Source organism: Mycoplasma sp. 11548 (genome assembly GCF_055523555.1).
On sequence record NZ_JBVFVF010000001.1, the window covers coordinates 24959 to 42151 of the forward strand.

Below are 17193 nucleotides of genomic sequence, written 5' to 3' on the forward strand. Positions count from 1 at the left end.
ATGAGTAAAAAAAGAAATAAATTTATTGATGCACATTGCCACGTTTCAACTAGGTCATACCAAGAATTTCACATTCAAGAAATTATGGAAGCAGCCAAATACAATAACATTGAATTTTTTATTAATAATGGTGGACACCCACAAGAAAATATAGAGGTCATTGAGTTAGCTAAAAAATACCCTTTATTTAAAGCATGTATTGGAATTCACCCAGAAGCTGGCAAGGATGGAGATGACTATCTCCAAGTTAAAGAGTTATTGGACTTAAATAAAGAGCATATTATTGCAATTGGTGAAATAGGCTTAGACTATTATTATGAAGACTCACCAACTAGAGAAAATCAAATAGCAAGTTTTGAAAATCAGGTTAAATTGGCACATGATAATAATTTACCATGTGTAATTCATATTAGAGATAAAGATAATGAGTATTTAGCATACCAAGATGTATATAACATTTTAGTAAAATATCCTAAAATTAAATGCATGTTACACACGTTCGCCGGAAACTTAGAATGAGCCAAAAAGTTTTTGGAATTTCCAAATTTATATTTTTCTTTTAGCGGGGTGGTTACTTTTGGATCTTCAATAACTACTAGGGAAGTTATCGAATTTTTACCTTTAGAAAGAATTTTAAATGAAACAGATGCACCGTTTTTAAGAGTGCATCCGTATACTGGGCAAAAGAATGAACCTAATACCGTTTTATATGTTTATTATTATATTGCAGGCCTAAAACAAGTAGGTTTAGATAAATATGTAGATCGTATTAATAAAAATGTTAGAAAGTTATTTAATTTATAATGAAAGATAAGAAACACGTTTTTGCCAAAAAAAAGTTTGGGCAAAACTTCTTACATGATTCAAATATTATTAATAAAATAGTTTCATTATTTGATATTAATGATCAAGTTATAGTTGAAATAGGACCTGGTAGAGGGGCTTTAACTAAAGAATTAGTCAAAAAAGCAAAACAAGTTATTGCCTTTGAAATTGATAAAGATATGGTTGATGTCTTAAATAAAAATATTAATTTTAATAACCTTGATTTGAGATATCAAGACTTTTTAAAATCAGATTTATCAAATTTACCGAATTCAATAGTTATTGCCAATATACCATACTATATTACAACAGATATTTTATTTAAAATCTTTGAACACAGAGATAAATTTTCAAAGGCTATTTTAATGGTTCAAAAAGAAGTAGCACAAAGATTAATAGCTAAATATAAAACTTATGATTATTCTAAATTAACTGTTAGTGCTCAATATTTGGCTAAAGTTAATTTAGAATTTATAGTACCTGCTGGTTGTTTTATACCTGCCCCGAAAGTAGATTCTGCTATTGTTTTATTTGAATTTTATCCAAATATCACAAAAGAATCTTGGTTAGAACTAAAAGAATTTTTTAAACTATGTTTTGCTAATAGAAGAAAAAAACTTAGTTTTAGTTTAAAATCTAAATATTCATTTGAGAAGATCAATAATGCATATTTAAAACTTAATTTAAATGATAATACAAGAATTCAAGAATTAGAAATAGAAAAAATATTAAATTTATATCAAGAATTAGAAAAATAAAACGTTTATGCATAGTTTACAAGCATAAACGTTTTTTATATTTGTTTTAATTAACTTTATCAAAGTTTAACAATCTATCTCTATAATATTCATATTGTTTTTGTCTAAGATTTATTTCGGATGGTAAGCCTTTAGTTAAATCATTTGTTAAGTCAGAGAAATTATCTAGGATTTTAACAATTTCAACTTGGATCGCGAGGGGTGGGATAGGAATAATAATATCCTCTAAATCCTTTTTATTTAGTGCTGGTATACTTCCTTCACATACTAATGTTTCTCTAATTTTTTGTTGAATATTTTTTAGGTAATAATATAGAAATTTAGTTAATATTTCATTATCATCTTTGCTTCTAAAAGGATAGCATAATCCACCAGCCCAAAAGTCTTGATCCATGTATTGTACAAATCCAGCATTACCTCTTGAAGCAACTGTTATTGCATCACCATTGTTATTAAATTTACCATAATATCCGTAAATAGATGTACCAGAGTTTATAACAGGGTATTTACCGTTTGGTATTAAATCAGTAGTCTTTAACGTACCTTTAGGCAAATTATTAATTAATTCTCCAAGCTTCTTATATTTAACCCCACACCCAAAACTAACTAGCTCAAAACCAAAGATATATTCAAATAATTTGGCTAATCCTGGATTATTCTCTCTCTCTCTCTCAATATCATTAATATTAAATGATAATAAGAGATCTCTATAATATTCATATTGTTTTTGTCTTAAAGACATTTCAGAAGGTAAGCCAATTTTGAGATCATGACAAATTTCCTCAAAGTTGTCCAATACTTCTGCAATGCGGTTTTGCACTGGAAGTGGTGGAAGGGGAATTTGAATTCCAGCCATAACATTGCTCATTAGTTTGGCATTACCCATTCCGATATTTACATGTTCTTTTGTACGGATGGATAATGCATAATATAAGTATTTTATATTATCATTAGTTTTAAGATCCAATAATCCACAAATATTAGTAATATTAAATTTACCAGTGCGATAAAATACAGTTCCAGCATGTGCTCCGTCTGTGGTCCAAGTAATATATTCTCCATCGTATTGGTACGTATTAATTTTGCCAAGTTCACCGTTATTTTCGGTTTGTGATGAATATACTGGATATTCTCCTGGGTTATCTCTAATATAATCTTTAGAGATAACAATTCCCCTGCTTAACTTGAATAATTCATCGATTCTTTTATACTCAACGTTAACTTTTGAATCATCAAAAGTTAATAATTTATCTCTGTAATACTCATATTGCTGCTTACGGTATTTAAGTTCTGTGGTAAGTTCTGTGAAATTATCAAGAATTTTAACAATTTCATCCTGGATCGCGAGGGGAGGGATTGGGATATCTAAATTGTGCACTGTATCTGACTTTAAGGCGGGTATTGTACCGAATACTGATTCAATAAGTTCTTGTTCTTTATTCTTTATAACATAATATAAATACCTTGCATTAACTGAATCTTTTAAATCTGTTATAACTCAACAAGCATCAATTGCCCAAAACTTTTGAGTTTCTCACCTTACATATCCTGCAGTACCATACCGGGCTATTGAAGTTGTATTTTCATTATAGTTATATTCATTTCAATACCCTATTGGATTAATTCCTCCGCTCATTACTGGGTAGCCTTTATCTAGTAATTGGCTTTTAGTAAGCCTTTTTCCGCTTTTACATTTTGCAACTTCGCTAAGTTTTACTATTTTTACTCCATTAGGGCATAATTCTTTAATCAGTTTCTCAATTTTGTTCACTATTAAACCTCCCTTTAAATAACATTAAATATTATTTAATTATAGCACATAAAAAGGTTATAGAAAAAGCAAGGTGTAAGACTTGCTTTAATATTATTTTTTATGTTTTAATGTGGGGAATAAAAGAACATCACGTATAGATTCTTTTTCAGTTAAAAGCATAGTTAAACGATCAATTCCAATACCGCAGCCACCAGCAGGAGGCATACCATAATTTAATGAATCTACAAAGTCTCAATCAATATCACTAGCTTCATCATTTCCATTATTTTTTTCGTCTAATTGTGCTTCAAAACGTTCCAATTGATCAATAGGATCTGAAAGTTCGGTATACATATTAGCATATTCTTTAGTATTAATAAATAATTCAGCACGTTCTGTAAATCTTGGATCATTTGCTTTAGCTGTTAATGGTGATATTTCGATAGGATGTCCATAGACAAATGTTGGTTGGATTAATGTTTTTTCAATTAATTGTTCAAAAAGTTCGTTAATAATATGACCTAATTGGAAGTATTTTTGCAGTTTAACACCATGCTTTTTGGCAACTTCTAAAGCTTTTTCTAAACTAATGTTTCTAAAATCTACATTAATAGCTTTAGAAACAGCGTCTACCATATCAATTCTCTTAAATGGTGCTTCTAAATCAATTTCAACACCTTTATTAATAATCTTTGTTTTACCTAATTTTTTAGCGATTTGTTTAATTAAGATTTCAGTACGATTCATCATACCTTCAAGGTTTGAATAAGCCTCGTAAAATTCAATTGATGTAAATTCTGGATTATGAGTAGTATCAATTCCCTCATTACGGAAAATACGTCCGATTTCATAAACACGATCAATTCCACCAACTAGAAGTTTTTTAAGTGGAATCTCAGTTGCAATCCTTAAAATAAAATCTTGGTTTAAGGCATTATGATGAGTGGTAAATGGTTTTGCTGAAGCTCCTGAAAGGTAGTTATGTAAAAAAGGAGTTTCCACTTCCATATATTCTAAATCATCAAAATATCGTCTAATTTCTGAAATAATTTTAGTTCTTGCTCAAAACACCTTCTTTGATTCTTCATTCATAATTAAATCTACATATCTATGTCTGTAGATTTCTTCAACATCTACTAGTCCATGGAATTTATCTGGAAGAGGTTTAAGGGCTTTAGTTAAAAGTTTGATATTGGTTGTTTTTATACATACTGCACCAGTATTTGTTTTCATAACGTTGCCTTCAACATAGATAATATCACCTATATCAAAAGTATTAACTAATGGTGCTAAAGATTCATGTTCTTTTTTGTTAAAGTAAACTTGGATCTTAGAATGATAGTCTTGAATTAAGATAAAAGGACCCCGCATAGTCATAATTCTACCCGCTACTGCAACTTCATGATTAGAGTCATGTAACTCTTCTTTATTATATGATTCATAAGTTTTAAGAATATGATCTGAATATTGTAGTTCTTTTAAACTATTTGCTTTGGCAAATGGTTCAATATTGAGATCCTTATAAGTTTTTAATTTATTACGTCTTACAAGTTCTTGTTCTGTATATTTTTGCATTGTTACCTACTTTTCATTGTTTAATTTTTTTAAAAGCTCTTCTAATCTTAATGAACTTTCATTAATTTTTGCTTCACTTCTTATAAAGTCTTCTTGTTCATCTTTTAGTGTTTGTTTTGAAAATAAACCCTTTGTTTCAAAGTCTAATTCATTTTCTAGTTTATGGAATTTTATTTCTATTAATGATTGTATTTTTAAATCTGTTTCAAAACCATGTTTTATAGTTGTTGGAATAAATAATTCTTCAATAAAACTTTGATTGCTTGAATTTTTGCCAATAATTTTAAAATTATAACCTGTTTGTAAATCTGCAACCTTAAAATTATCAATATTAATTATTTTTTTACCTTTGATTAGTTTTGTTACATATTGTAACTTACTAACATGTAGATGCTTAATTTGGCCATTACTGGTAAGAATATTTAAGATATCCTGGTTTTTAACCATGATAAATTGGGTCACTTTATCATTAAGCGAAAGATAAACCCCTTTATTTCCTTTTGCTTTAGGTGAGTAAATCGCTAAGTCTGTTTCACTATATAAAGAGCATAAACCATTATTTGTTAAAATGAGTATATCATGTAAGCCATTACTGATTGTAACGTTTACAACTTCGTCACCACTAGAAATATTAATTGCAGTATAACTTTTATTAAGTTTTTGTACTTTAAAATCTGATAATTTTACTTTTTTAAATAAACCGTTTTTTGTACCAATAACTAAAAAAATCTTTTCGCTTCAATTATTAACTTTAATAACTGAAACAACGTCTTCGTTTAGTTTTCAATCAACTAGTTCACTAAGTTTTTGCCCAGCTTCGCGTCATTTATATTCATTAATTTTATAGACTGGCAATTGAATATAATTACCATGAGTTGTAAAAATTAATAAAGTATCCATTGAATTAAATTTAGTGAAATATTTTAAGAAGTCATTTTCTTTTAAGGGGTAAGATGATAATGAATTAGAACTCACAGTTTTATCACTTAATTTTTTTAAATATCCTTGTTTAGTAATTGCTACATAACTATCCACATCTTTGATTAAATCTGTTTCTTGGTATGTAAAGATATAATCTTCTTCAATTATTTGTGTTTTTCTAGGATAACCAAAGAGTTTTTTAATTTCCTTTAGTTCATTAATTATATACCCATTAAATTTATCTTCATTACTTAACAACAGTTCAAAGAGACCAATATTTTTTTGCAATTCCTCTTTTTCTTGGTTTAAAGCTTCTTTGTCTGTTTTACTTAATTTATATAATCTAAGTTCAGCAATGGCGGTTGCCTGATTTTGAGTAAATTTAAAATTATCAATTAAGGCTTGTATAACACCTGCTTTTGACCCCTGTGCATTTCTAATTACAGATATGATAGCATCAGTTATTTCACTTACTCTTAAAAGACCCAAAATTATTTCTAATCTCAAATTACTTTTTTCTAAATCAAAAGTTATGGTTTTTGTTTTAACCTCTTTGACATGTAAAATGTAATTATCTAAAAGATCTAATAAAGAAGCTAATTTGGGTCGACCATTAACAATAACTACTTGGTTATAGTTATATGTATTTTGTAATTTAGTTTTGGTAAATAAATAACTCATAATGCTTTTATCGTTAGAATCTTTTTCTAAGGTTAATAAGATGTTAATTCCTGATCGGTCTGATTGGTCTTTAACTTCTAATAATCCAGCAATTGATTTATTTTGAATTATTTCGTCAATTGAATAAACCAAAGCAGATTTTACAACCCCATATGGGATTTCGGTTATTTCAACATATTTATATTCTCCTTTAGTATAAATATCATATTTACTAAAGAGTCTTATTTTATTTTTGGTTGAATTATTACCGTATTCAAAAGCTTCAATGATTCCATTAGTTCCATGAATAATTCCCCCAGTTGGAAAATCTGGACCTTTAATATATTTTAAAATTGATTTTAAAGATGCTGTAGGATTTTTGATTTTATGAATTGTTGCATCAATGATTTCATTTAAATTATGCGGCAACATGTTAGTAGCCATACCAACTGCAATACCCATAGCCCCATTAACTAATAAATTAGGGAATAATGTTGGGAGTACTAAAGGTTCTTTTTCTGAATCATCAAAATTTGGGACAAATAATGTGGTTTTTTTCTTTATATCTCCAATCATATATTTAGCTATTTTTGATAATCTTACCTCAGTATATCTCATTTGAGCAGCTGGATCGTTATCAATTGAACCAATATTACCATGCATATCTAACAAAGGAATATTATTTTTTCACCATTGAGACATATTAACCATGGCTTCATAAACTGAGGAATCTCCATGAGGGTGATATTTACCAATTACATCACCAACAACCCTGGCGGATTTTTTATAAGGCTTGTCAAAGTCTAAACCAAGTGAAAACATTGAATAAATAATTCGTCGCTGCACTGGTTTAAGTCCATCACGTGCATCAGGCAAGGCTCGCTGCTGGATAACATATTTAGCATATCTTTCAAAACGTTCTGATAATGTTTTTTCTAATGTTTCATCAATAATTTTTTCAAGTGTTTGGTTGATTTTAGTTTTCATTTAATTCCTCGATTTATTTAATCTTTGTATTAATTATAGCACGGAAAATGTGTTTTTATTATACTAATGCTTTTATTAATTAATAAAAAAGAGATTAGTACCATTTTATTAGTTTTGTATACAAGAAAACTAATATTTTAATTATTTAAAAGAAGATTAATAAAATTAATCTTCTTTCTTTATTGATTTTTGTATTCATTATTATATCATGACTCTATTTTATTAAGGTATGTCTTTTTATCATCTCCAGGACCAATAAAAGCTACCCGCTTAAATACTAATTCCTTATTTTTAGGAATCTTAAAGACTCCCCAATAGTTATATCTTCTTAGTTCATCCGTAATAGGGTATGAAAAACCTACATTCCCAAGGTTGTGGATTTCAAATTTATTACTATCTTCATTTGGTATTAAAATATTATGTTCAAGTTGTCGAGATATTATTGTATCATAAATAAATATATCATATTTATTTAAGGTCTCATAAACATCCTTTGCATCTAAAAAAACGTCTTCAAAGTATTTTTTAATTTCAGATTCAATACCTTCAACATTACTAACATCATGTCATTCTATATATTTCTTAATAATAAAATTATTAAAGTCATCTGCTGTAGATATTTTAATATATCCATTATGTTTATTGCTCTCAGGAACGTCATTAAAAATACCTGCATTAAGTTGTTGACGTCCATTAGTTGTATTATTAGAGCTCCAGGGTGTATTATTTGTTACAAATGTTGCTACTTTTACAAATTTATAAAAGTCTTGTTCAATTGACACATAAATATCTTGAATTTTTTGGTATATTGTGTTTTCGTCTTCTATTAATGGCTTGTCTTCGCCAGAGGATTGTTTGTGTTCGCAAGAGATAAGTGATAAAGGTAAAACAAAAGAAAGCGCTGCTAAAAATACTTTTTTAATTTTCATCGTTTTTAACCATGTGTGTTACTGCAATTAAGTCATCCACAGAATTTCAAAATGAATTTATAGAAAATTTATAGATTCTGTATCTATATATACCACTTTTTGTTACTTTATAGTCAATTAATTCATCATTACTGCTGGCCACTGTGACTTTCTTAATTGTTTGTCAGGTTCCATTTGGATTCTTATATTCTAAATATAAGTCATAATCTGAAAAAAATTTATTATCCTGATTTTTAAAAGTTTCAGCAGATTTTAATTGAAATTCGTTTTTATGAGTTTCGTTTCATTTCTTTAATTGTGTATCTATTTTCTCTTTTTCTAGTTCTTGTTCAAGGCGTCTTCTGCTATTAAAAAAGTTTTGGAATGAATTTCATCAATTATTTGTAAAACTATATTTAGGTTTATTTTCAGCATTCTTTAATAGACCTGCATTAAAGGTTCATGAACTTGAAACCTTAATTGTTTGGTTAGTATTTAAAAAAATTTCATTACTTGTCAAGATAGTGCCACGATCTTGTGTTGGGTGTACTTTAACTGTAGAATAATTATTAGCAGCCTCTAACATAGACTGAAAATTAACTGTTCCCGCACCAAACTTCTCCTCATATCCACTACCTTTGTATTTTGTGTATGATAGTTTTGGGCTAATTGATGATGCTGATAATATTGATTTTATAATCGGAATTTTAAATTCACTATTATTAATATCTGATCTTTTTTGTAACAATAATGAAATTAGTGCTGTGACGGTTGGTGCTGAAAAACTGGTTCCATTAGCATATTGTGTAAATGCGCCAACATCTTTCATCTTATAGTATAACTGGTAAAAATAACCTGGTGCTACAACAAGAGGCTTTGGTAAATCTTTATAACGGGTTTCTAAGTTAAAACTTGAATATGCAGCATAATTATTTGTTTTTAATGTATTTTTTGAAGCATAATCACTAAGTGCACCGACCACAATGGAATTAAATGATAATTTGTGATTATCAATTAAATGATTTTCTTTGTGTCCATCATTTCCTGCGGAATAAACATTAATAACACCATATTTTCTTGCAATATAATCTAAATAATAAGAGTTTTCGCTGTATTGTTTATAAAATTCACCATTTTCACCATAACTAGTTCCATAACTATGATTTATCAACCTTACACCATCATTAATTACCATTTGCTCAATTGACTTAGTTCACTCATTATCTGAGTTAAATGTACTCAAATATATCTTAGAATTCTTATCAATTCCATATTCACCACCTGCTATCATAGATACCATTGCTGCATGTGTTTGTGTTTGAATATTGTTTATAGTTGCATTGTTTTTTATCTCAATTCCTTTTGGAAAATATTTGTAAAATCTTTTATCATTATAACCCTTAGAAAATTCTAATATTCCAATTTTAGAGTTGTTTGTACCTATGTTTGAGGTGTTCGAATTATTTACGCCCACGATTTCAGCATTTTTAATAACTGAATTTTTAAAATGCCTTAAGTTATTATGCAATATATTTAAATAAGGGCCATCTGGACTTTCTGGATTGTATAAATCTGGATAATCTATATCAAATGTTGATCTTTGCGGTGCAATATTTTCATTTTTATATATTATAAATTTGTGAATTTCAGGCCAATCTTTTATAGTATTAACAAAAATTTCACGATCATTTTCATTGTTAAAATAGAATCATGCTACCGGCATAATGCTACTTGTGTCGCTAGATGAGTAGTTTAAACTTAAATTCTGGATTTTCTTTAAAAAACTTTCATTGTAGCTTAAAATAATATTTTCATTATCTGTAATTTGGTTAACATTTAATAAAAGTTTAAGTTCATAATTATTGTTAATAAAAACTTGGTCGGTTGTAGAGTTATCTTCAGTGGACTTTATGAAAAATTGATCTCTAACTTCAAATTTACCATTAGTTAAATCTTGATATCATAAATTTGATTTTTGTATTTTGTAACTATCCGGAATAACAAAAATCAAGGATGTTATAGCTATCATTGATAAAATTGGCAACAAAAATTTCCTCTTAATGTGTATTTTTTTCACATAAATTCCTTTCTTAATTTTTTAAACAGACACAAAACAAAGTATTAGTTATATTTTAAATTTTAATTAAATATTAATTATTGCTTTTTTGTCTACTTAAATTATACATAATTTCATATTTTCTTAGAAATATTTTTATATAATAATACTTTTGTCCAATGACAACTATTTAGGTCCATATATAAATCCCATGGAAAGTGAACTAATTTAATTAAAATATGGTATAAATTATTTATGAGAATCAAACATAACATAGATAAGTACAAAAACTTAACAAACTACGAACTAAAAAAACAGCAATCTCTCATATTAATTGCTGCTAATATTGAAAAATCTTTATCTCAACTTAGTTTAATTACAAACCTTAGTGTATCAACTGTAAAAAGATATAAAAAAATAATAAAAAGTAATCAAGAAATTGACATCAGTCATAAAAATAAAAATCAACAAAGAAGTTGCAAAGTTACCGATTCAGAAATTGAATTAGTGTTTAAAGATTATTTAAAAACATGTGAAATTATTTTAAATAGCGTTCTAACAAATAACCAACTTTCGTTTAAAAGTTATTATTATTCAGAATATGGTTCTTTTATAAGGCAAAAAATTTCTTACAAAACTTTGGTAAGAAGATTCAACCAATTAGGATTATTTAATATACATACAACCAAAAGAGGAAGAAAAATAGCAAAAATATCAAAGAAGAAAACTTCACAAGAGACAACATTGCTATTAAAAAAATATTATAAACAAATTAAACAAAATGAAAAACAAAGACAAGTTTTGGGTCTAAAGAAAAATTTAGAATTTGGTGAAATTGTTGAAATCGATGCTCAGCTTGAACCATATTTAAAAAATAATAAACCATTCTATCTTTATCATGCAATTGATGTTGCTACTGGAACATTATTAGCAGCATGATTTGAAGAACAAGAAACAACATTAGGATATCAAAGACTGTTAGAAATAGTATTTAAGAAATATGGATTTCCAAAGAAAATTTATACTGATAAAAGAAGAACTTTTTGGGGAAACGAAAACGCACAAACAATTTTTGAAAAAGATTTAAATAAAAAAGGAATAGAAGTACTCAGTTCATCTAATCCCAAACATAAACCTCACGTTGAGAGATCTTTTAGAACATCATTAGATCAATACCCATTATTAATTCATGAAAACGGATATAAAGATATTAATGATTTAAAGCAAAATAACGAAGTATTTCAAAATTATTACAACACGAGGAATAAAAAAATAATTTCTAAACATAATGTCTTTCAAAAAGAAGGAAAGAAAAACGGCAATTGAGCCGTTGATTTAGAGATTAATAGAAAAGTTTTAAATGGTGTTGTTAGATACCAAGGTAAAAACCTTGCAGCTTTCGATATGCATGACAAAAGGATTATATTTCCTTATAATTCTGATGTTGTGTTAGTACATTGTTCTGATGATAATTTGTATTTTAAATATAATGGAAAAAAATACTTTGCCAAAGAACCTAATGGAAAATATCTAAGCTTTACAGAAATGTGAGCTCTTGAGAAAGGTTTAGATTATTCTATCCCTGCCGTTGGAAAACTAGCATTTATCCATAAGAAAACAAACTCATTTTTTAAAACTCTTGAATTATACATCTCAAAGTTTAATAGTGTCTCTGTGAATGCACAAGGAAATAACCTTGAAGCCAATAAGATTATGGCTGAGTATTTAGAGATACTTCGAACATTACACAGAAGCATCAATGATGAAATAAAAATTGATGCATATTAATTTTAATATTTTTTAATAAAAAAGAAAATAATAAAAATAGAAAACACGGGCACGTGTTTTCTGGAAGTTTTGCTTACTTTTTCAAAAGTAAGGCCCCCTTGATTGCAATCAAGGGCGGGGGGTTAAAAATCTTTTTGCTTCATTTTGAAATTTTATAGTTAATTTAACAATATGCATAATTATTTCTTAATTTTTTAGACAGTAAAAACATCAAAAAATATATAAATTTTCCAATTTAGTTGCCAAAGAAGAAAAAAATTTTTTTTCTTTGTTTTTTCGTTATCTTTTTTTTGTAACAAAAGCATCATAATATAAATCAAAAAATAAAAAAATGATTAACCCCAACAGTCTGGGCAGAAAATTAAAAATGTAGTTCAAAAAAGTAGTTATTCTACATATTTTCTTAGAAATATTTTTATATAATAATACTTTAATTTTATAAAATAATCCTATTCAAAAGTGAATAGGATTATTTTGTCCCAAATAAACGATCCCCAGCATCTCCAAGTCCAGGGATTATATATCCTTTGTTATTTAATTCTTTGTCAAGTGCTGCAACAAATATCTTAACATCTTTATGTTTGTTGTGAATAACATCTGTTCCACATTTAGATGCTATTAAATTAACAACAATGATATCTCTAAATCCATCATCTTTTAATTTTTGAATCGCTATTTCTAAAGATGCCCCTGTAGCAAGCATTGGATCAAGTAAAATAACTTTTGCATTTTTGCTTATTTCTGGTAATTTGTATAAATATTCTTTAATATTTCCATTAGTGTTGCGGTATAAACCTATATGACCAATTTTAGCATGAGGTAATAGTTCACTAAAGCCCTGAACCATACCAAGGCCTGCCCGTAATATTGGAATTAATAAAATAGGTTGATGATATGAATTAGCTTCAAATTCAGTATTTGTTCCACTAATTTTTTGAGTTTTAGTTGTTATATAATCTTGCATAACTGGGTATACAAGCAAACGTGACAAATCATGCATAATTGATCTAAAATGTGTATGATTTGTTTCTATGTTTCTTAGTTGATCTATTTTAATATTAATAATAGGATGGTTTATAACTTTTAACATAAATTTGTATCCTTTTGTATTATTATACCATTAATCATATATAATAATATATATAATAGTATGAATTTGAATTTATATTAATAAGGAGAATAAATGAAAAAAATAAATAAAAAATTTCTATTAATGAATAGCGCTGTTTTAAGTGCATTTGGTTTTCTTGTTTTAACAAGTTGTACAAGTGAACCATTAGTACCGCCAAATAATGATACACCTAATCCTCCTGATAATGGTGGTGGATCTAATCTTCGAGAAGTTGATCCAAATATTTTTAAAACACAACTCCCTACATTACAATCTGTAAAAGAATATGTAAATGGGAAAAGTTTTGAAGAATTATTTAAAGTTAATGGTTCTTTTATTGATTCAAGTAATTTTAAACAACAATTAACAAGCAAACAATTTAGTGATCAACTTGCTTCTAATGAACTTGAAGTTTCGCTTAAAGAAGCTCATTCAGACAAGTTTTTCTTTGTAAATGCAGTGTCGCTTGAACAAAATACAGTTAGATTAATCTTTAGTTATAGAGATACTGAAGAATATTTTAATTTTGAAGTATCTGGTTTTAAAGCTGAAAATAATTTTATAATTCAACAGCGAAGCGCCTCACAATCTGAGTGAGGTAAATATGTTAGTTCTACACAAAAACAAAGATATGAAAAGGACATGGAACAATACGACCAAGGTCTTGCGAGAAATTCCCAATTAAGAGAAACAAATATAAAAACTAGCGATAAGCAAAAGTTTGATCTTAAAGCTAATGAATTAGGGGTTCCAACTTATGATAGATCTAATCGTTTAGGAATGACAATTCCTGAATATGATGAGGCTGGAAATTTTATAGGTTTAAATATGCAAAAAGCTGAGGCACCAAAAACTTATTCATGGGTAGATGGATACAACAAGGAAACATTTAAAAATATTGGTTTAGCCAGAACTATTACTAATGAACAATATGCAACCATGGCAACTCAAACATATCAATTTAAACTAACCAATTGATCTGTTTCTATTAATGAACAAGAAAGAAACTTAGCAAAAGAAATCTTAAAAAATGATGATAAATTAGTTCACAATTTATTTGAAAAAATAAAAGATTCTGCTAAAAAACAAGAGCTAAAAGATAAACTAGACAGAAATATTAAGACCCCTGGTGTTGTCGATGAATTAATTTCCCAAGGTTGAAATCAAATATTAGCTGAAAATTCAGATTATCAACAAGCTTCTTCCTTGTATGATGAATATATTATTGGTCGCCAAAATCTTATTTTAGATAAAATGAATAATACCACAGGATTAAGCGAAAAAACAAAAGTAAATATTACTAAAAGAGTTAAAGAAACAACTAACTTTAGACACTTGGAAAATTGATACCGTAGTGTTACACCTCATGCAGGTACTGCATGAATTATTGACCATGAATTAGTCCCCCAAGGTCAATATCCTAAGAAATTTTATTTTGCAACTAATTTACACGTACTTGACGGAATGGATAAAGATAATTTTGAAAATTTCCAATTAACTGTTTTAAATGAAAACAACCCATCACTTTATCAAAAATTGGAAACTGTACCTCATGATGATAGATATGTATCATTAGATTTTGCTGGGAATAATAAACTTTCACTAAAACGTATTTTTGATGGTCGTGATTATTTACAAAAAGACCCATCTGACTTTTTAGCTGATAAAACATTTGATAAAAAAGAATTCATTGACTTTGCAGTATTCGAAGTTGATTTTAGCAAAACCAACTTCACCGAAGAACAAATTAGAAGTATTACTAATAATTATGCAGATAAAAATGATAAAAAAATATCTTTTGTTAATTATGATTATTTACATAACTACAAAAAAATTGACATACCTTTATCATTAAATAAAAATGAATTGCAAAAATTACGTGAATATGACAGTTTATTTGCACTTGGTTATCCGCAAACTCAAGCAAATGGATTTTTTGACTTCTTTTTAGATAAATATGAAGATGAAGTATTGATTGCAAATGCAAAAAATACCTATAGTTTGTGAACTAATGCTTCATACGATCTTTACAAAAAGCCTGGCCCAACTAATGATGAAGCATCTAAATTAAATTATGAATTAGGATACGGACTATCATATGCACTAGGATATCGTACTTTTATTGATAAACCAGGTATTGTAGATCAATTTTTAAGTGCCCCACTATCTGGTGCTGGTGCTTACCGTTCTTCGGATGATGGTAAAGAATATGTTGCTATGAATCTAGGATATATGCCAAGACGTTTTGCTCCCGGTGGTGGTGCATCAGGTTCTTCAGTTAGAAACCAGGAAAATAAACTCGTTGGAATTTTCCATAGTGTAAATCAATCAGCATTAACAGGAATTGCCGCCGCTTTTAGATCAGAAGGATTCAATTACCAAGAACTTTATGGTTCATACAACTTGCCTCAGTATGATGTTATTTATGGAGGCGGGAAGGATCAAAAAGTAGGTAAATCATACCGCGAAGCATTATTAAAAGAAAATCCAAATCTTAAAACACACCTATTCCCTAATGGACTTAATACAATTCCTGAAGAATTTAAATTTAAAAATAGCTAAAAGAAAAAAACTACAAGAAAACTTGTAGTTTTTTGATATAAATTTGCAACAAAATTATTTAATAATTTTTGTTACTGAACCAGCACCAACTGTACGTCCACCTTCACGAATTGAGAATTTTGTTCCTTCTTCAACCGCGATAGGAGCGATTAATTTAACTTTTAAGTTAACGTTTTCACCTGGAATAACCATTTCACGTCCAGCTTCGAATTCAACTCCACCAGTAACGTCTGTTGTACGGAAGTAGAATTGTGGTTTATAGTTTTTGAAGAATGGAGTGTGACGCCCTCCTTCTTCTTTTTTAAGAACATAAATAGCTGCTTCGAATTCTGTGTGAGGGATAATTGAACCAGGTTTTGCTAAAACTTGACCACGTTCAATTTCATCACGGTTTACACCACGAAGTAATAATCCTGCATTATCACCAGCCAATGCTTCTTTAAGATTTTTACGGAACATTTCAATTCCTGTAACAACTGTTTTTTTAGTAGCTTTAAGTCCAACGATTTCAACTTCATCGTTTAATTTTAAAGTTCCACGTTCTACACGTCCTGTTGCAACAGTTCCACGTCCTGTAATTGTGAAAACGTCTTCAACAGCCATTAAGAATGGTTTTTCAAATTCTTTAACTGGAGTTTCGATGTATGTATCTACAGCATCCATTAATTCCATAATTTTTTCTTCATATTTAGCATTTCCAGCTAAAGCTTCTGAAGCTGATCCACGGATAATTGGAGCATTATCTCCATCAAATCCATATTCTGAAAGAAGACCACGAATTTCTAATTCAACTAATTCGATCATTTCTTCTTCGCCTTCTAACATATCAACTTTGTTTAAGAAAACAACGATACGAGGAACACCAACTTGTTTAGATAAAAGAATGTGTTCACGAGTTTGAGGCATAGGTCCATCTGTTGCAGCAACAACTAAGATAGCCCCATCCATTTGAGCGGCACCGGTAATCATGTTTTTAACGTAGTCAGCGTGACCTGGACAGTCTACGTGAGCATAGTGACGTTTTTCAGTTTGATATTCGATGTGTGAGGTGTTAATTGTAATCCCACGTGCTCTTTCTTCTGGTGCATTATCAATAGAAGCATAATCACGAGCTTCTGATAATCCTTTTTTAGCTAAAACTGTAGCAATAGCAGCAGTTAATGTTGTTTTACCGTGGTCAACGTGTCCAATAGTACCAACGTTAACGTGTTCTTTACTACGGTCAAAATCTAATTTTGCCATTTTTTATTCCTTTCTGAAATTTGTATTTATTTTGTTATATATAATTT

Annotated in this window: 11 protein-coding genes; 4 read left to right on the forward strand and 7 right to left on the reverse strand. The window is 28.4% G+C overall.

All coding sequences use genetic code 4. The features are described 5' to 3' along the window. Together AC0B4K_RS00145 and rsmA are read left to right on the forward strand one after the other, a co-directional pair. Window positions 1–804, forward strand: coding sequence for a TatD family hydrolase (locus AC0B4K_RS00145; RefSeq protein WP_465103308.1), 804 nt, complete (start codon window positions 1–3; stop codon window positions 802–804). Beyond that, window positions 804–1583, forward strand: a complete 780-nt coding sequence (gene rsmA, locus AC0B4K_RS00150) for a 16S rRNA (adenine(1518)-N(6)/adenine(1519)-N(6))-dimethyltransferase RsmA (RefSeq protein ID WP_465103309.1) — start codon at window positions 804–806, stop codon at window positions 1581–1583. The genes AC0B4K_RS00145 and rsmA overlap by 1 nt, the downstream gene beginning before the upstream one ends. A 46-nt stretch (window positions 1584–1629) precedes the next feature. Here the strand turns inward: rsmA and AC0B4K_RS00155 are convergent, their stop codons facing one another. The 5 genes from AC0B4K_RS00155 to AC0B4K_RS00175 all read right to left on the reverse strand — a co-directional run bounded on the left by AC0B4K_RS00155 (window position 1630) and on the right by AC0B4K_RS00175 (window position 10434). Further along, entirely contained in the window at window positions 1630–3354 is a 1725-nt protein-coding gene (locus AC0B4K_RS00155; RefSeq protein ID WP_465103310.1) for a restriction endonuclease subunit S, read from the reverse strand. A 93-nt stretch (window positions 3355–3447) separates the two neighbouring features. Beyond that, window positions 3448–4911, reverse strand: a complete 1464-nt coding sequence (gene lysS / locus AC0B4K_RS00160; RefSeq protein ID WP_465103311.1) for a lysine--tRNA ligase — start codon at window positions 4909–4911, stop codon at window positions 3448–3450. A 6-nt stretch (window positions 4912–4917) separates the two neighbouring features. Beyond that, entirely contained in the window at window positions 4918–7479 is a 2562-nt protein-coding gene (locus AC0B4K_RS00165) for a DNA topoisomerase IV subunit A (RefSeq protein ID WP_465103312.1), read from the reverse strand. Window positions 7480–7658: 179 nt separating this feature from the next. Continuing rightward, complete coding sequence (locus tag AC0B4K_RS00170) at window positions 7659–8408, reverse strand: hypothetical protein (protein ID WP_465103313.1); 750 nt, start codon at window positions 8406–8408, stop codon at window positions 7659–7661. Then, entirely contained in the window at window positions 8398–10434 is a 2037-nt protein-coding gene (locus AC0B4K_RS00175; protein WP_465103314.1) for a S8 family serine peptidase, read from the reverse strand. The genes AC0B4K_RS00170 and AC0B4K_RS00175 overlap by 11 nt, the downstream gene beginning before the upstream one ends. Before the next feature lie 264 nt (window positions 10435–10698). Between AC0B4K_RS00175 and AC0B4K_RS00180 the strand changes: the two genes are divergently transcribed. Continuing rightward, window positions 10699–12231, forward strand: coding sequence for a transposase family protein (locus AC0B4K_RS00180; protein ID WP_465103315.1), 1533 nt, complete (start codon window positions 10699–10701; stop codon window positions 12229–12231). Window positions 12232–12700: 469 nt separating this feature from the next. Here the strand turns inward: AC0B4K_RS00180 and upp are convergent, their stop codons facing one another. Then, window positions 12701–13321: a uracil phosphoribosyltransferase gene (gene upp / locus AC0B4K_RS00185; RefSeq protein ID WP_465101128.1), complete on the reverse strand. Its 621-nt coding sequence runs from the start codon at window positions 13319–13321 to the stop codon at window positions 12701–12703. Between the two features lie 93 nt (window positions 13322–13414). Here upp and mip point away from each other — a divergent pair, with 93 nt between their 5' ends. Beyond that, window positions 13415–15904, forward strand: coding sequence for an Ig-specific serine endopeptidase MIP (gene mip / locus AC0B4K_RS00190; RefSeq protein WP_465103316.1), 2490 nt, complete (start codon window positions 13415–13417; stop codon window positions 15902–15904). A 54-nt stretch (window positions 15905–15958) separates the two neighbouring features. Here mip and tuf read toward each other — a convergent pair whose 3' ends face one another. Beyond that, window positions 15959–17146: an elongation factor Tu gene (gene tuf, locus AC0B4K_RS00195; protein ID WP_465103317.1), complete on the reverse strand. Its 1188-nt coding sequence runs from the start codon at window positions 17144–17146 to the stop codon at window positions 15959–15961. Window positions 17147–17193: the final 47 nt, after the last annotated feature.